Origin of the sequence: Pseudomonas sp. 2(2015) (assembly GCF_000955865.1) — a bacterium.
GTDB lineage: Bacteria > Pseudomonadota > Gammaproteobacteria > Pseudomonadales > Pseudomonadaceae > Aquipseudomonas.
Map to the genome: position 1 here is coordinate 90,303 of NZ_JYOF01000015.1, position 14,779 is coordinate 105,081.

The following is a 14,779-nucleotide window of genomic DNA, read 5'->3' on the forward strand; positions in this document are numbered from 1 at the left end:
GTCGACTCAGTAGTCGTCTTTATCGAAGCGCCGTGCTTCACGCTGCAGCTGGTAAACGAAGGTTTCCACCTTGCGCTGCATCTGCCCGTTGAGGTTGTGAAAGCGCACGCCGGCGAAGGTGGCGTTGATGCGCTCTTCGAAATGCAGATGACGCAACTCGACCTCGACCTGGGACAAACCCAGCGGTGCACCGCTGGCGAACTTCTCGTAAACCTGGCCCAATTGCAGGCGCTCTTCGACATTGCCTTCAAAGCGCAGCTTGCAGCCGGTTGCGGAAATATCCAGCAACTTGCCGCGCAGCGCGCCGTTGCCCTTGAGTTTTTCGCCGTCAAGCACGACGTCCACCAGCTGGGTCAGCTTCAGCGCTGCACGAAAGGCATTGCGGCGCTGGTGGTAGGCGACTTCGGTAGGCAGGGTGCCGCGGTAGCAGCGATGGCCATCTTCCTCGACAATGCTCAACGGTGTGTTGCATTCCCAGGCGATACGCACGCCATCATGAAAGCCTTCAACGCGAAATGGTTCGCCATTCTGCAGATAGCGTTCGCCGTCACGAGGGATCATTTCATCAAGGGCCAGGCGATTGCCTTCGCGGTCGACCTCGACCACATAGCTTTGAAAACGCTGGCTGCGTTCGTGGAAAGTGATGATCAGCGGGTCATGGCTCTCTTGCAGCGACCGCAAGTTGGCGGCAATTTCCAAAGGAGTAGTGAGCACCTTCGGAGGCTGCGGAGCTTCTGCTTCATTGAACACGGTTAATCATTCTCCAGGCAAAAACGTCACACGCAAGTTACGGCATTTTGCCAGTATGTTCCGTGCCTTGATACAGGGAATCAAGCCTGGCTCAACGCCCGCGGCTTGGCGAGGGGGGAGGTGGCCCCGCGGCTGTCATAGAGCGACGGTGCTTCGCCGCCCATGAGGATTCTGATCTGGTTGGCGGTAGTGCTCTGCTGGATCTGGATCGAGCGGCCGTTGCGCTCGTTGACCGCCTGGCAGTCAGCCAGCAGTTGGCCAAGCACATCCAGTTGTTGCAGCAGCAGGTCACCGAAAGAGGAGTTGCTGGCCAGTTGGGCGACACCTTCGCGGTCCTGGGACAGGCCCAGGCCGGCAAGCAGTTCACTGCGCTGGCGGCCATGCTGATCGAGCAGGATCACCAGCGACTGCTTGCGCGCCAGGATGTTTTCCAGCAGCGGCATGTCGCGGCCGTGCAGGGCAACGTTCTCGGTCTGCAGCAATTCGAGCAGTTCTTGCGCTGGAGCAATATCGTTTTCGATCAGTTGCAGCAGAGTAGTGTCGTGCATGGCTGGCTCTTTGGTTCAAGCGTCCTGAAGTCAGCGCGCCAGGGGCTAGCGCTGGGCTTCGAAATTAAGCAGTTTGCTGGCGACGCGGTTGCTGTCGACCTGGTAGCTGCCGTCGGCGATAGCCTGTTTCAACTCGGCCACCCGGGCGCTGTTGACAATCGGCTGGTCGCGCAGCTTGTCGCTGACCTTTTGCAACTGCTGGGCCTCGTGGCTGAGGTGTACGGTTTCCCCGCTGGCGCTGCTTTCAGCAACGCTGCCGGCCTTGGCCGAAGCTGCGCTGGCGGTGCTTTCCTGGCTGCTGCCAGTGCGCACGCCGCCGGCAACCGACGGGGAATTATTCAAACGACTGAAGTCGATGACCATGATCAGAAAACCTCTGGGTGTTTGGACGCTTGCCTTGTTTTCGGCCAACCCGAAAGAAACTTTAGGCGCAAATGCTCAAAGGCGTGCGCAGCCGTTTCGGGGCATCCAATGGGACACAGTTTAGGAAAAGCAGTTCCTGATCGCCAGCATTGATATTGATTCAGTGCTCTACATGGCCACTTCCACCTGGCCCGGCCCGGTCACCCTGGCCTTGACCACCCGCTTGGAGTTGAGGTTGCGCACGCGGATCTGTTCGCTCAGGCCGCCCTTGCTCAGCGCTTCGCCTGGCATGCGCACAGCCAGGCTGCCGCTGCGAGCGGTGATCACCACCTGGTCGCCTTTGCGCACCACCTCGGCCTGCTCCAGGTGCTGGGGGGTGAGGACCTGATCCATGACCGTTGGTCGGATAACCTTGAGCCCCACCGCCTGGTCGAGGCTGGCGAGAAAGCCCTGGTTGAGCATGCCCACGTCGCGTTCGCGCAGGGCGACGTCCTGTTCGCCGACGACGCTGTCGCGCTTGAGCGGACGGACCACGGTCACCACATTGCGAAAAAGACGTACCTGGGCGGGCACGAACACCGTCCACGGTGAGCTGCCGTCGCAGCGAACCCGCACGGTCACGCGGCCCAGCGGCTGCGCCGGGCTCTCCAGCGAAGCGCCCAGTTGCTGGTCGCACAGTGGCATGCGCAGGCGCGGGTCGAGGTTGTTGACCTGGATCTCGTAGCGGCCTTCGGTCTGGCTGGTGGCCAGGTAGTCTTCTACGGTGAATTCAAGAAACCCTTGGGTGACACCGATAAGCTGTTCAGGCAAGGTGAAAGCGTCAGCCAGAGTTCGAACGCCAGGGGCCGCGAGGCACAGCGCAGCAAGGAAGCCGGGCAGGTGGCGGGTCAGGCGTCGGAAAAATGTCGTTTTCATGTTCATACGATTAAAAAAAGCAAAGCGCGTGCCGACTGGGTACGAAGCTCGAAGCGTTTGGTGAAGGAGTCTGGCATGGCTGGTGTAATGGATTCGGTGAACCAGCGCACGCAACTGGTAGGGCAAAACCGCCTGGAGCTGCTGTTGTTCCGTCTCAATGGCGAGCAGCTCTACGGCATCAACGTGTTCAAGGTAAGGGAAGTGCTGCAGTGTCCGAACCTGACCGTTATGCCCAAATCCAGCCCCGTCGTGCGCGGTGTCGCGAATATTCGTGGGGCAACCATCCCGATCCTCGATCTGGCGATGGCGACCGGGATGCCCGGTCTGAGTGAAGAAACCAGCAAGAGTTTCGTCATCATCACCGAGTACAACACCAAGACCCAGGGGTTTCTGGTGCATTCGGTGGAGCGCATCGTCAACATGAACTGGGAGGAGATTCATCCGCCACCCAAGGGCACCGGGCGCGATCACTACCTGACGGCGGTGACCCGGGTCGACAACAAGATGGTCGAGATCATCGACGTGGAGAAGATCCTCGCCGAAGTGGCGCCGACCTCCGAGGCGATCTCCGCCGGCGTGGTCGATGCCGAAGTGCAGGACAAGGCTGTGATGCTGCGGGTGCTGACGGTCGATGACTCGTCGGTGGCACGCAAGCAGGTCAGTCGTTGCCTGCAGACCGTTGGCGTCGAAGTGGTGGCGCTCAACGACGGTCGCCAGGCGCTCGACTACCTGCGCAAGCTGGTCGACGAGGGCAAGCGGCCGGAGGAAGAATTCCTGATGATGATCTCCGACATCGAGATGCCGGAGATGGACGGCTACACCCTGACCGCCGAGATTCGCAGCGACCCGCGCATGCAAAAGTTGCACATCATCCTGCATACTTCGCTTTCCGGGGTGTTCAACCAGGCGATGGTCAAGAAGGTCGGTGCTGATGACTTCCTGGCCAAATTCCGCCCGGACGACCTCGCCCAGCGCGTTGTTGATCGGATCAAGGCCACGCACTAACGGCCGGGGGCCTTTGCCCCTGGCGGTACATACGATTTAAGAGGCGGCATCATTGTCTACGGGTAATTTGGATTTCGAACAGTTCCGGGTCTTCCTGGAAAAAGCCTGTGGCATCCTGCTGGGCGAAAATAAGCAATACCTGGTCTCCAGCCGTCTCAACAAGCTGATGGAACAGCAGGGCATCAAGTCCCTGGGCGAACTGGTGCAGCGTATCCAGAGCCAGCCGCGCAGCGGTTTGCGCGAGCAGGTGGTCGATGCCATGACCACCAACGAAACCCTCTGGTTTCGCGACACCTACCCGTTCGAAGTGCTGAAGAACAAGGTTTTGCCCGAGCAGATCAAGGCCAACCCCGGCCAGCGCTTGCGCATCTGGTCGGCTGCCTGTTCGTCGGGTCAGGAGCCGTACTCGATCTCCATGGCCATCGACGAGTTCGAGCGCAGCAACATCGGCCAGTTGAAGATGGGTGCGCAGATCGTCGCCACCGACCTCTCCGGCTCGATGCTGACCAACTGCAAGACCGGCGAGTACGACAGCCTGGCGATTGCCCGCGGCCTGTCCCAGGAGCGCCTGCAGCGCTACTTTGATGTCAAGGGGCCGGGGCGCTGGGCGGTCAAGGCGCCGATCCGCAGCCGTGTCGAGTTCCGCTCGTTCAACCTGCTGGACAGTTATGCGAGCCTGGGCAAGTTCGACATCGTGTTCTGTCGCAACGTGCTGATCTACTTCTCGGCCCAGGTCAAGAAGGACATCCTGCTGCGCATTCACGGCACGCTCAAGCCGGGAGGCTACCTGTTCCTGGGTGCTTCTGAAGCGCTCAACGGTTTGCCGGATCACTACCAGATGGTCCAGTGCAGCCCGGGGATCATCTACCAGGCCAAGTAGGCTTTAGCGGCAAGCTTCAAGCGTTGCCGCTTGAAGCTTGCCGCTTGCCGCTCTTTTGCCACTTTTCTGGCATTGCCGCTGGCGGCAAACTCCTCAAAGCCCCGTATTTACGGGGTTTTGTTTTTTGGCATGGCTCTTGCTCTGACACAGTCAACGAAAAACCTTCGAAGGTTTCCACGACATGAGCATCAGCTTCGACAAAGCGCTCGGCATCCACGAAAAGGCATTGGGCTTTCGCGCCCAGCGTGCCGAGGTGCTGGCCAACAACATCGCCAACGCCGACACGCCAAACTACAAGGCGCGCGACATGGACTTCGCTTCGGTGCTGGCGGCGCAGGCCGAGCAGACCAGCAAGGGCCATTTCGCACTGGATCGTACCAACGCCCGGCACATCGAGGCCGAAGGCCTGAGCATGGGCGACGAGACCTTGCAGTACCGCACGCCGATGCAGCCGTCGATCGACCAGAACACCGTCGATGCCCAGCTCGAGCAATCGAGCTATGCGGAAAACGCCGTGGGTTTCCAGGCCAGCTTCACGCTGCTCAACAGTAAATTCAAAGGGCTGGTATCGGCCCTGCGCGGAGAGTAAGTCATGTCCCTCGCCAGTGTCTTCAACATTGCCGGTAGCGGCATGAGCGCCCAGACCACGCGTCTGAATACCGTCGCTTCGAACATCGCCAACGCCGAGACCGTCTCGTCGAGCATCGACCAGACCTACCGCGCCCGTCACCCGGTATTCGCCACCACCTTCCAGCAGGCCCAGGCCGGCGTCAGCCAGTCGCTGTTTCAGGACCAGGACGCTGCCGGCCAGGGCGTGCAGGTGCTCGGCGTGGTCGAGGACCAGAGCAACCTTGAGGCGCGCTACGAGCCGAACCATCCGGCGGCGAACAAGGACGGCTACGTCTACTACCCGAACGTCAACGTGGTGGAAGAGATGGCTGACATGATCTCCGCCAGCCGCTCGTTCCAGACCAACGCCGAGCTGATGAACACGGCCAAATCCATGATGCAGAAGGTCCTGACCCTGGGTCAGTGATAAAGGACTAAGCCAATGGCAAGTGTTAATGACCCAACAGCCGGCGTAAGCCTGAACGACGTCATCAAGGCGTCGGGCAAGAAAAACAGCGAAACCAGCGCCAACAGCGCCGCCGGTATCGCCTCGGCCACCAACAGCAAGACCGGCGCCAACAAGCAGGCACTGGGCAAGGACGCGTTCCTGCAGTTGCTGGTGACCCAGATGCAGCACCAGAACCCGCTCGATCCGCAGGACAACAGCGAATTCGTGGCCCAGCTGGCGCAGTTCAGCAGCCTGGAAGGCATCACCTCGCTGAACGAGTCGGTGACCGCGATTTCCGGCAACTACAAGTCCTCGCAGGCACTGCAGGCCTCGTCGCTGGTCGGCCGCTCGGTGATCGCCCAGACCGACAAGGCCGTGGTCGACACCACCAAGAGCTTCAATGGTTCGGTGGTGGTCCCGCAGGCGCTCAGCAATGCCACCGTCACCATTACCGACAAGGATGGCAAGCTGGTCAAGACCATCGACATGGGGGCACAGAAGGCCGGCAATGCCGCTTTCGTCTGGGATGGTACCAACGACAAGGGCGAGAAAGTCGACCCGGGTACCTACACCTTTGCCGCCAAGACCACCGTCGAAGGCAAGCAGCTGGACATGTACACCATGCTGCCGGCCACCGTCAGCAGCGTCACCATCAGTCAGACTGGCGGCGAGATGATGCTCAATCTCGCCGGCCTGGGCAGTATTGCCCTGTCCAAAGTCCAAACCATCGGTATATAGAGCCGGCTAACGCGGCACAAGGAGTGAAAGATGTCATTCAATATCGGCCTTAGCGGTCTCTATGCAGCCAACAAGCAACTGGACGTGACCGGCAACAACATCGCCAACGTCGCCACCACCGGTTTCAAATCGTCGCGCGCAGAATTCGCCGACGTCTACTCGGCCAACAAGCTCGGCGTCGGTACCAACAACATCGGTAACGGTGTGCGCCTGGCCGCGGTATCGCAGCAGTTCACCAATGGCGATATCACCAACACCGGCAACGTGCTGGACATGGGTATCCAGGGTCAGGGCTTCTTCGTGCTCAGCGACAACGGTGCGCTCAGCTACACCCGTGCCGGTGCCTTCCAGACCAACAAGGACAACTATGTCGTCACTGCTGACGGCCTGCGCCTGCGCGGCTACGGCGTTGATGAAAACGGCAAGATCATCAATGGCGTGCTGACTGACCTTAAGATCGATACTTCGGCGCTGGCGCCAAAGAGCACCACCGCGATCGATCAGGGCCTGAACCTGAACTCGTCGGACAAGGTCATTCCGGCGACCACCACCTTCAGCCCGACCGACGAAAACAGCTGGAACAAGACCTTCGCCACCAAGATCTACGACAGCCAGGGTAACGAGCACGTCATGGATCAGTACTACGTCAAGACCGGGACCAATACCTGGAAGTCGTACACCCTGATCGATGGCCGCAACCCGCTGAACCCTGCCGAAGAGCCGCCAAAGGCGCTGGAAGGCACCATCGTGTTCAACTCCGACGGTAGCGTCAAGAGCATGACTGCCGGCGCTGCGGGCTCGGGCTACGAAGTGGTCAACAAGGTCTTCAAGCTGACCGGCTGGATTCCTGCCGAGGTGACCAACGCCAGTGCCAAGCCACCGGTCTGGGGTTCCAACGGTTCGGCTGCCAATGCTGGCGGTATCGCCATCGACATGACCGACACCACCTCGTACAACACCCCGACCACGCGCCTGTCGCAAAGCCAGGACGGTTACGCTACCGGTATCCTGTCGAGCCTGAGCATCGACTCCAGCGGCGTGATGTTCGCAAGCTTCAGCAACCAGCAGTCGCGTGCCATCGGCCAGGTCGCGATTGCCAGTTTCGCCAACGAGCAAGGCCTGCAGCCTATGGGTGGTACTCGCTGGACCGAAACCTACTCCTCGGGTATCCCGGGTATCGATGCACCGAAAACCGGTACCCTGGGCGCCATCGCTTCCAACTCGCTGGAGGCGTCCAACGTCAACCTGACCAACGAGCTGGTCGAGCTGATCAAGGCGCAGAGCAACTACCAGGCTAACGCCAAGACCATCTCGACCCAGAGCACCATCATGCAGACCATCATCCAGATGGCCTGATGCGGGTGTAAGGTAGTTGGTATAAACAGACCCCTTTCTCGGAAGGGGTCTTGTATTTCGGGGGTATCGATCATGTTGCAGCGATGGCTGCTGGCGCTGTTTGTCGTGCTGTTGATGAGCCAGGTCCGGGCCGATGCCGCGCCCTGGTATCGCTGGGAAAGCCAGGTCACCGGGCGCCTGGTGTGCGCGCAGTTTTCCCCGGGCGAGGGCTGGAAGCGTTTTGCCGGTCCTTTCAATAACGCGGCCTGCCGCGAGTACTAAGCTTGCCGCTAGCGGCAAACCGGCGCCGTAATTTCGACGGCGCTTTCTCCATGCGAGTCTTCGCGCAGCGCTGAAACCCTTGTTCTATTGGGCTTTTGGGTCTTTTGCAAAAGTTGGTTTGAAACTTGCTACAGGCACTGCAGAGCAGCGGCGGACGGCAAGTGTTCGCCAGCGCAGCGGAGGATGACTGTGGACAAGATGCTATACGTGGCCATGACCGGCGCCAGCCAGAATGCGCTGGCGCAAAAGGCCCATGCCAACAACCTGGCGAACATTTCCACCAGCGGTTTTCAGCGCGACCTGGAGCAGGCGCGTTCGATGCCGGTGTTTGGTGACAGCTTTCCGGCGCGGGCCTACGCCATGACCGAGCGCCCGGCCACCGATTTCAGCCCGGGCTCGATGCAAGAGACCGGCCGTGACCTGGATATCGCCATCGGCGGCGACGGCTTCATTGCCGTACAGGCTCCGGATGGCAGTGAAGCCTATGTGCGCACCGCCAGCCTCAACATTGACGGCCTGGGTGTGCTGCGCGCCGGCAACGGCATGCCGGTGATGGGCAATGGCGGGCCGATTGCCGTGCCGCCAGAGCAGAAGGTCGAGATCGGCCAGGATGGCACCATCAGCATCCGCGCCATGGGCGAAGGCCCGCGGGTCATGGCCGAGGTCGACCGCATCAAGCTGGTCAATCCGGACCTCAAGACCATGACCAAGGGCCTGGACGGCATGATCCACACCAAGAGCGGCCAGCCCGCGCCTGCCGACGCCAACGTCCAGGTGGTTTCCGGTTTCCTGGAGTCAAGCAACGTCAATGCGGTCGAGGAAATGACCTCGGTGCTGGCGCTGTCCCGTCAATTCGAACTGCACATCAAGATGATGACCACGGCCAAGGAAGGCGACGAAGCCATGGCTCGGGTTTTGCAGATCGGCTAATTACACAGACGTAGCGCCGTAAAACAGGCGCGCGAGGAGAACAGCATGCTTCCGGCTCTTTGGGTCAGTAAAACCGGTTTGTCCGCCCAGGACACCAACCTGACGACCATTTCCAACAACCTGGCCAACGTCTCGACCACCGGCTTCAAACGTGATCGCGCCGAGTTTCAGGACCTGCTCTACCAGATCAAGCGTCAGCCAGGCGCCCAGTCGACCCAGGACAGCGAGCTGCCGTCGGGTCTGCAAGTGGGTACCGGTGTGCGCATTGTCGGCACCCAGAAAAACTTCAGCACCGGCAGCCTGCAGACCACCGAGAACCCGCTGGACATGGCGGTCAACGGTCGTGGCTTCTTCCAGATCCTGCAGCCGGACGGCACGGTTTCGTACACCCGCGACGGTACCTTCCACCTGAACTCCGACGGCCAGATCGTCACCGCCAACGGCTTTGCCCTGGAGCCTGCGATTGTCGTGCCGCCAGAGGCGCAGACCTTCACCGTTGGCCAGGACGGCACCGTGTCGATCACCACTGCTGGCAACCCGGCGGCGCAGATCATCGGCAACATCCAGACCGCCGACTTCATCAACCCGGCCGGCCTGCAGGCCATGGGCGGCAACCTGTTCCTGGAAACCGCCGCCAGCGGCGCGCCGCAGATCGGTACCCCGGGCCTCAACGGTTTTGGCGTGATGCAGCAGCAAACCCTGGAAAACTCCAACGTCAGCACCGTTGAAGAGCTGGTCAACATGATCACCACCCAGCGGGCCTACGAAATGAACTCCAAGGTCATTTCCACCGCCGACCAGATGCTCTCGTACGTTACCCAGAACCTGTAAGTGAAGTCTTCGAGGTCGCTTGAACGGCGCCTGTTACACCGTGAGGTCAGAGTCATGAGTCGTTTGTTATCCGTGCTTGCCCTGAGTGGGATCGCCTTGCTGGCCGGCTGCGTCGCGCCGACGCCCAAGCCCAACGATCCTTACTACGCGCCGGTATTGCCGCGCACGCCATTGCCGGCGGCGGCCAACAACGGCTCGATCTACCAGGCCGGTTTCGACCAGAACCTGTACAGCGACCGCAAGGCTTTCAGGGTGGGTGACATCATCACCATTACCCTCAACGAGCGCACCCAGGCGAGCAAGAACGCCAACTCGCAGATTGCCAAGAACAGCAAGGCCGATATCGGCCTGACCTCGTTGTTTGGCGGTGGCTTGACCACCAATAATCCATTTGGTGATGGCGATCTGAGCCTCAGTGCCGGCTACAGCGGCGACCGTGCAACCAAGGGCGACAGCAAGGCGGCTCAGGGCAATACCCTGACCGGCTCGATCACTGTCACCGTGGCCGACGTGTTGCCCAACGGCATCATTGCCGTGCGCGGCGAGAAGTGGCTGACCCTCAACACCGGTGATGAGCTGGTACGTATCGCCGGGATGATCCGTGCCGATGACATCGCCACCGACAACACCGTGCCTTCTACCCGTGTTGCCGATGCGCGCATCACCTATTCGGGTACCGGCTCGTTTGCCGACGCCAGCCAGCCTGGTTGGTTTGACCGGTTCTTCATCAGCCCGCTTTGGCCTTTCTAGGTTCGGATGACCATGTTCAACTTCAAGCAGCTGATTGCCGCTACGATTCTGCTGTCCACTGCGTTCGCCGTGCAGGCCGAGCGTCTGAAGGACATCGCCAGCATTTCCGGCGTGCGCACCAACCAGCTGATCGGCTACGGCCTGGTGGTGGGGCTCAACGGCACGGGTGACCAGACCACCCAGACGCCGTTCACCCTGCAGACCTTCAATAACATGCTCTCGCAGTTCGGCATCAAGGTGCCGCCAGGCTCGGGCAACGTGCAGCTGAAAAACGTCGCTGCGGTGTCGGTGCATGCCGACCTGCCGGCGTTCGCCAAGCCGGGGCAGGTGGTGGATATCACCGTCTCTTCGATCGGCAACTCCAAGAGCCTGCGCGGTGGCAGCCTGCTGATGACCCCGCTCAAGGGTATCGATGGCAATGTCTACGCCATTGCCCAGGGCAACCTGGTGGTCGGCGGTTTCGATGCCGAAGGTCGCGACGGCTCGAAGATTACCGTCAACGTACCGTCGGCCGGTCGCATCCCCGGTGGTGCCTCGGTCGAGCGCGCCGTGCCCAGTGGTTTCAACCAGGGCAACAGCCTGACCCTTAACCTTAACCGCCCGGACTTCACCACCGCCAAGCGCATCGTCGACAAGGTCAACGAGCTGCTCGGGCCGGGTGTGGCCCAGGCCCTGGACGGTGGTTCGGTGCGTGTCACTGCGCCGCTCGATCCGAGCCAGCGGGTCGACTACCTGTCGATTCTCGAGAACCTTGAGATCGATCCGGGCCAGGCCGTGGCCAAGGTCATCATCAATTCGCGTACCGGTACCATCGTCATTGGCCAGAACGTCAAGGTGTCGCCGGCGGCGGTCACCCACGGCAGCCTGACCGTGACCATTACCGAAGACCCGATCGTCAGCCAGCCGGGGCCGTTCTCCAATGGCGAGACTGCCGTGGTGCCGCGCTCACGGGTCAATGCCGAGCAGGAAGCCAAGCCGATGTTCAAGTTCGGCCCCGGTACCACCCTGGATGAAATCGTCCGTGCGGTGAACCAGGTGGGCGCTGCGCCCGGTGACCTGATGGCGATCCTCGAAGCCCTGAAACAGGCCGGCGCCCTGCAAGCCGACCTGATCGTGATCTGAGGGGGCTGGCCATGGATATGCCTAAAAGTGCTTTCAATGCCGCCGACAGTGGTGCCTACACCGACCTCAATCGCCTGAACTCGCTGAAGGTCGGTGATCGCGACAGCGATGCCAACCTGCGCAAGGTGGCCCAGGAATTCGAGTCGCTGTTTCTCAACGAGATGCTCAAGTCGATGCGCTCGGCCAGCGATGTGCTGGCCAAGGACAACCCGCTCAACACCGAGACCACCAAGCAGTACCAGCAGATGTACGACCAGCAGCTGGCGGTGAGCATGTCCCGCGAGGGCGGCGGCATCGGCCTGCAGGAAGTGCTGATGCGCCAGCTGTCCAAGCAGAAGGCCAGCGCTGCGAGCAACAACAGCCCTTTCCCGCGCGTGGATATCCAGCAGCGGCCGTTGTGGGCAAGCAAGGTTGCCGAGCCTGCGCGCAGCGAAGAAACCGCCGTCACCCGCAACGACATGGCGGCGCTCAACTCGCGGCGCCTGGCGCTGCCGGGCAAACTCACCGATCGCCTGCTGGCCGGCATCGTGCCGTCCGCCGGTGCCGTCGCTGCCACCACCAACACCGCAGCCTTGCCGCAACGCACCACGGCCATGACCGATGCCGTGGTCAAGGGTGACTGGCAGTCGGCGCAGAGCTTTGCCGCGCCGGGTTCGATGCGCATTTATGGTCGCGCCGTGGCCCAGCCGCCGCTGGCGCCGGCCAAGCGCGCATTCGGCTCGTCGGATGAATTCGTTGCCACCATGCTGCCAATGGCCGAGCAGGCTGCCAAGCGCATCGGTATCGATCCGCGCTACCTGGTGGCCCAGGCGGCGCTGGAAACCGGTTGGGGCAAATCGGTCATGCGCCAGGCCGATGGCAGCAGCAGTCACAACCTGTTTGGCATCAAGGCTACCGGCAACTGGCAGGGCGGCCAGGCGCGGGCGATCACCAGCGAGTTTCGTGACGGGCAGTTCGTCAAGGAGACCGCGGCGTTCCGTTCCTACGATTCCTACCAGGACAGCTTCCATGACCTGGTCAGCCTGCTACAGAACAACGCGCGCTATAAAGAAGCGGTCAAGGCTGCCGATAAACCGGAACAGTTTGTACGCGAGCTGCAGAAAGCCGGATACGCAACCGACCCGGACTACGCGAGCAAGATTTCGCAGATCGCCAAACAGATGAAATCGTACGAAAGCTACGCAGCGATTGGCACTACAACGAAACTATAAGGTTTGAACCATGGCGAGTTTGATCAACATCGGGATGTCGGGGCTCAACGCCAACCAGGCGGGCCTGCACACCACGGGTAACAACATTGCCAATGCCGATGTTGCCGGTTATTCGCGCCAGCAGAATGTGCAGCGGTCCAACGGCGCGCAGCAGGTTGGCGGTGTGTTCATCGGCACCGGCACGACCCTCTCCGATGTGCGTCGGGTGTACAACGCCTACCTTGAAAACCAGTTGCGTACCACCACCTCGCTGAGCAGCGATGCCGCCTCGTACCTGAAGCAGGTCGGGCCGATCGACCAGATGCTGTCGGGCGCCGACACGGGTATCACGGGGGCCTTGAAGAGCTTCTTCAGTGCCTTGCAGAGCGCTGCTGCCAAGCCCAATGAAGATGCCTCGCGTCAGCTGCTGCTGACCAGCGCGCAATCGCTGAGCAAGCGCTTCAACACCATCGCCAGCCAGCTCAACGAGCAGAACAGCAACATCAATGGCAACCTCGCTTCGATGGCCGACCAGGTCAACAAGCTGACGGCAACCATTGCCCAGTACAACGATCAGATCTCCAAGGTGGCGGTGGTGCAGGGCACCCCCAACGACCTGCTCGATCAACGCAACGAGGCGGTGCGTCAGCTCTCCGAGCTGGTCGGTACCCAGGTGGTCGAGCGCGAAGGCAACCTCGATATCTACCTGGAAAACGGCCAGCCGCTGGTGTTGGGTAAAACCACCAACAACCTCGAGACCGCGCCGAGCAAGACCGACCCGACCCGATTTGTCGTGCAGCTCAACCGTGGCAGCACCACCATGGACGTTACCTCGAGCCTTCGCGGTGGCGAGATCGGCGGCCTGCTGCGCTATCGCAGCGAAGTGCTCGACCCGTCGCTGAACGAACTGGGGCGCGTGGCCCTGGTCATGGCCGATCGGATCAACAGCCAGCTGGCCCAGGGTATCGACAAGAACGGCGAGTTCGGCGCGGCCCTGTTCAACAACATCAACAGCCCCGAACTGATCAGCCAGCGCAGCATTGCCCAGGCGGGCAACAGCGCAGGCTCCGGCAACCTCGATGTGACCATCAAGGACACCGGCAAGCTGAGCACCAGCGACTATCAGGTGACCTTCACCAGCGCCACGGGTTACAGCGTCAAGAAGCTGCCGGAGGGCAGCGTGGTCGGTTCCTATGATCTCAATGACGATCCGGCACCGGTCATCGACGGTTTCAGCCTCAACCTCAATGGCGGCGCGCTGCAGGCCGGTGACACCTTCAAGATCACCCCGACACGTAATGCCGCGACCAACCTGGACACCGTCCTTACCGACCCCAAGCGCCTGGCGCTGGCATCGCCGCTGACGTCTACCAGTGGTGCCGGCAACCAGGGCACCGGGATCATCGGACAGCCCAACCTGACCTCGACCCTGGACATCTACGACCCGGCCCAGCGCCTGGATCTGCAGAATGGCCTGAAGTACTCGACCCCGGTCAAGCTGGTGTTCGGTGACGAAAAGGCCAACCCGCAGACCTACAAGTTGCTCGATGCCAAGGGCGGTACCCTGGGTAGCGGCACCATTATTCCCGGTCAGGAAAACAAACTGCAGTTCTCGGTGCCGATGGTCGATTCCACCGGCGCGCCGATCAAGGATGCCAGCGGCAACCAGAAGTCCTTCACCTTCGAGATGAGCGTCTCGGGTGCACCCAAGCAGGGTGACAACTACACCATCGGCATGACCGGCTCGGGTTCGGACAACAACCGCAACGGCCAGGCGCTGATTGACCTGCAGACCAAAGGTACGGTTGAAGTCGGCGCCAACGGCAAGGGCATCAGCCTCACCGACGCCTATGGCAAGCTGGTGGAAAACGTCGGCGGCAAGACTGCCCAGGCGCAGATGGACGTCGACTCTACCGGCGCCCTGCATGAGTCGGCCCGGGGCGCACGCGATTCGCTGTCGGGCGTACAGCTCGACGAAGAAGCCGGCAACCTGATCAAGTACCAGCAGTACTACACGGCCTCGTCGCAAATCATCAAAGCGGCGCAGGAAATTTTCTCCACGCTGATCAACGCCCTTTAAGGA

17 protein-coding genes are annotated in these 14,779 nt (G+C 61.1%); 13 read left to right on the plus strand and 4 right to left on the minus strand.

Going from position 1 to position 14,779, the window contains the following annotated elements:
- Window positions 1-6 precede the first annotated feature (6 nt).
- The 4 genes from UB48_RS20000 to flgA all read right to left on the minus strand — a co-directional run bounded on the left by UB48_RS20000 (window position 7) and on the right by flgA (window position 2,582).
- Window positions 7-750 carry a flagellar brake protein gene (locus UB48_RS20000; protein ID WP_045200217.1) on the minus strand — a complete coding sequence of 248 codons (744 nt, stop codon included), beginning with the start codon at window positions 748-750 and terminating at the stop codon, window positions 7-9.
- Window positions 751-830: 80 nt separating this feature from the next.
- Window positions 831-1,298, minus strand: coding sequence for a flagella synthesis protein FlgN (locus UB48_RS20005; RefSeq protein ID WP_045200219.1), 468 nt, complete (start codon window positions 1,296-1,298; stop codon window positions 831-833).
- A 45-nt stretch (window positions 1,299-1,343) separates the two neighbouring features.
- On the minus strand, window positions 1,344-1,661 hold the full coding sequence (gene flgM / locus UB48_RS20010; protein WP_045200221.1) for a flagellar biosynthesis anti-sigma factor FlgM: 318 nt from the start codon (window positions 1,659-1,661) through the stop codon (window positions 1,344-1,346).
- A gap of 168 nt (window positions 1,662-1,829) precedes the next feature.
- Window positions 1,830-2,582, minus strand: a complete 753-nt coding sequence (flgA, locus tag UB48_RS20015) for a flagellar basal body P-ring formation chaperone FlgA (RefSeq protein WP_045200223.1) — start codon at window positions 2,580-2,582, stop codon at window positions 1,830-1,832.
- 69 nt (window positions 2,583-2,651) lie between these two features.
- Between flgA and UB48_RS20020 the strand changes: the two genes are divergently transcribed.
- The 13 genes from UB48_RS20020 to flgK all read left to right on the plus strand — a co-directional run bounded on the left by UB48_RS20020 (window position 2,652) and on the right by flgK (window position 14,776).
- On the plus strand, window positions 2,652-3,581 hold the full coding sequence (locus UB48_RS20020; RefSeq protein ID WP_010224956.1) for a chemotaxis protein CheV: 930 nt from the start codon (window positions 2,652-2,654) through the stop codon (window positions 3,579-3,581).
- 52 nt (window positions 3,582-3,633) lie between these two features.
- On the plus strand, window positions 3,634-4,461 hold the full coding sequence (cheR, locus tag UB48_RS20025) for a protein-glutamate O-methyltransferase CheR (RefSeq protein ID WP_038996410.1): 828 nt from the start codon (window positions 3,634-3,636) through the stop codon (window positions 4,459-4,461).
- Window positions 4,462-4,642: 181 nt separating this feature from the next.
- Window positions 4,643-5,050, plus strand: a complete 408-nt coding sequence (flgB, locus tag UB48_RS20030) for a flagellar basal body rod protein FlgB (RefSeq protein ID WP_038996408.1) — start codon at window positions 4,643-4,645, stop codon at window positions 5,048-5,050.
- Between the two features lie 3 nt (window positions 5,051-5,053).
- Window positions 5,054-5,497 (plus strand): flagellar basal body rod protein FlgC, encoded by a 444-nt coding sequence (gene flgC, locus UB48_RS20035; protein ID WP_045200230.1) that lies wholly within the window; start codon window positions 5,054-5,056, stop codon window positions 5,495-5,497.
- A 15-nt stretch (window positions 5,498-5,512) separates the two neighbouring features.
- Window positions 5,513-6,256 carry a flagellar hook assembly protein FlgD gene (flgD, locus tag UB48_RS20040; RefSeq protein WP_045200232.1) on the plus strand — a complete coding sequence of 248 codons (744 nt, stop codon included), beginning with the start codon at window positions 5,513-5,515 and terminating at the stop codon, window positions 6,254-6,256.
- A 30-nt stretch (window positions 6,257-6,286) separates the two neighbouring features.
- Window positions 6,287-7,612, plus strand: coding sequence for a flagellar hook protein FlgE (gene flgE, locus UB48_RS20045; RefSeq protein ID WP_045200234.1), 1,326 nt, complete (start codon window positions 6,287-6,289; stop codon window positions 7,610-7,612).
- A 75-nt stretch (window positions 7,613-7,687) separates the two neighbouring features.
- Window positions 7,688-7,873, plus strand: a complete 186-nt coding sequence (locus tag UB48_RS20050; protein WP_052676549.1) for a hypothetical protein — start codon at window positions 7,688-7,690, stop codon at window positions 7,871-7,873.
- Window positions 7,874-8,062: 189 nt separating this feature from the next.
- Window positions 8,063-8,803 (plus strand): flagellar basal body rod protein FlgF, encoded by a 741-nt coding sequence (locus UB48_RS20055; protein ID WP_045200237.1) that lies wholly within the window; start codon window positions 8,063-8,065, stop codon window positions 8,801-8,803.
- Between the two features lie 45 nt (window positions 8,804-8,848).
- Window positions 8,849-9,634: a flagellar basal-body rod protein FlgG gene (gene flgG, locus UB48_RS20060; RefSeq protein ID WP_045200246.1), complete on the plus strand. Its 786-nt coding sequence runs from the start codon at window positions 8,849-8,851 to the stop codon at window positions 9,632-9,634.
- A gap of 54 nt (window positions 9,635-9,688) precedes the next feature.
- A complete protein-coding gene (gene flgH / locus UB48_RS20065; RefSeq protein ID WP_045200248.1) occupies window positions 9,689-10,384 on the plus strand; it encodes a flagellar basal body L-ring protein FlgH in 696 nt (231 codons plus the stop codon).
- A gap of 12 nt (window positions 10,385-10,396) precedes the next feature.
- Window positions 10,397-11,506, plus strand: coding sequence for a flagellar basal body P-ring protein FlgI (locus UB48_RS20070; RefSeq protein WP_010224970.1), 1,110 nt, complete (start codon window positions 10,397-10,399; stop codon window positions 11,504-11,506).
- Window positions 11,507-11,517: 11 nt separating this feature from the next.
- On the plus strand, window positions 11,518-12,717 hold the full coding sequence (gene flgJ / locus UB48_RS20075) for a flagellar assembly peptidoglycan hydrolase FlgJ (RefSeq protein ID WP_045200250.1): 1,200 nt from the start codon (window positions 11,518-11,520) through the stop codon (window positions 12,715-12,717).
- A gap of 10 nt (window positions 12,718-12,727) precedes the next feature.
- Window positions 12,728-14,776, plus strand: a complete 2,049-nt coding sequence (flgK, locus tag UB48_RS20080; RefSeq protein ID WP_045200252.1) for a flagellar hook-associated protein FlgK — start codon at window positions 12,728-12,730, stop codon at window positions 14,774-14,776.
- Window positions 14,777-14,779: the final 3 nt, after the last annotated feature.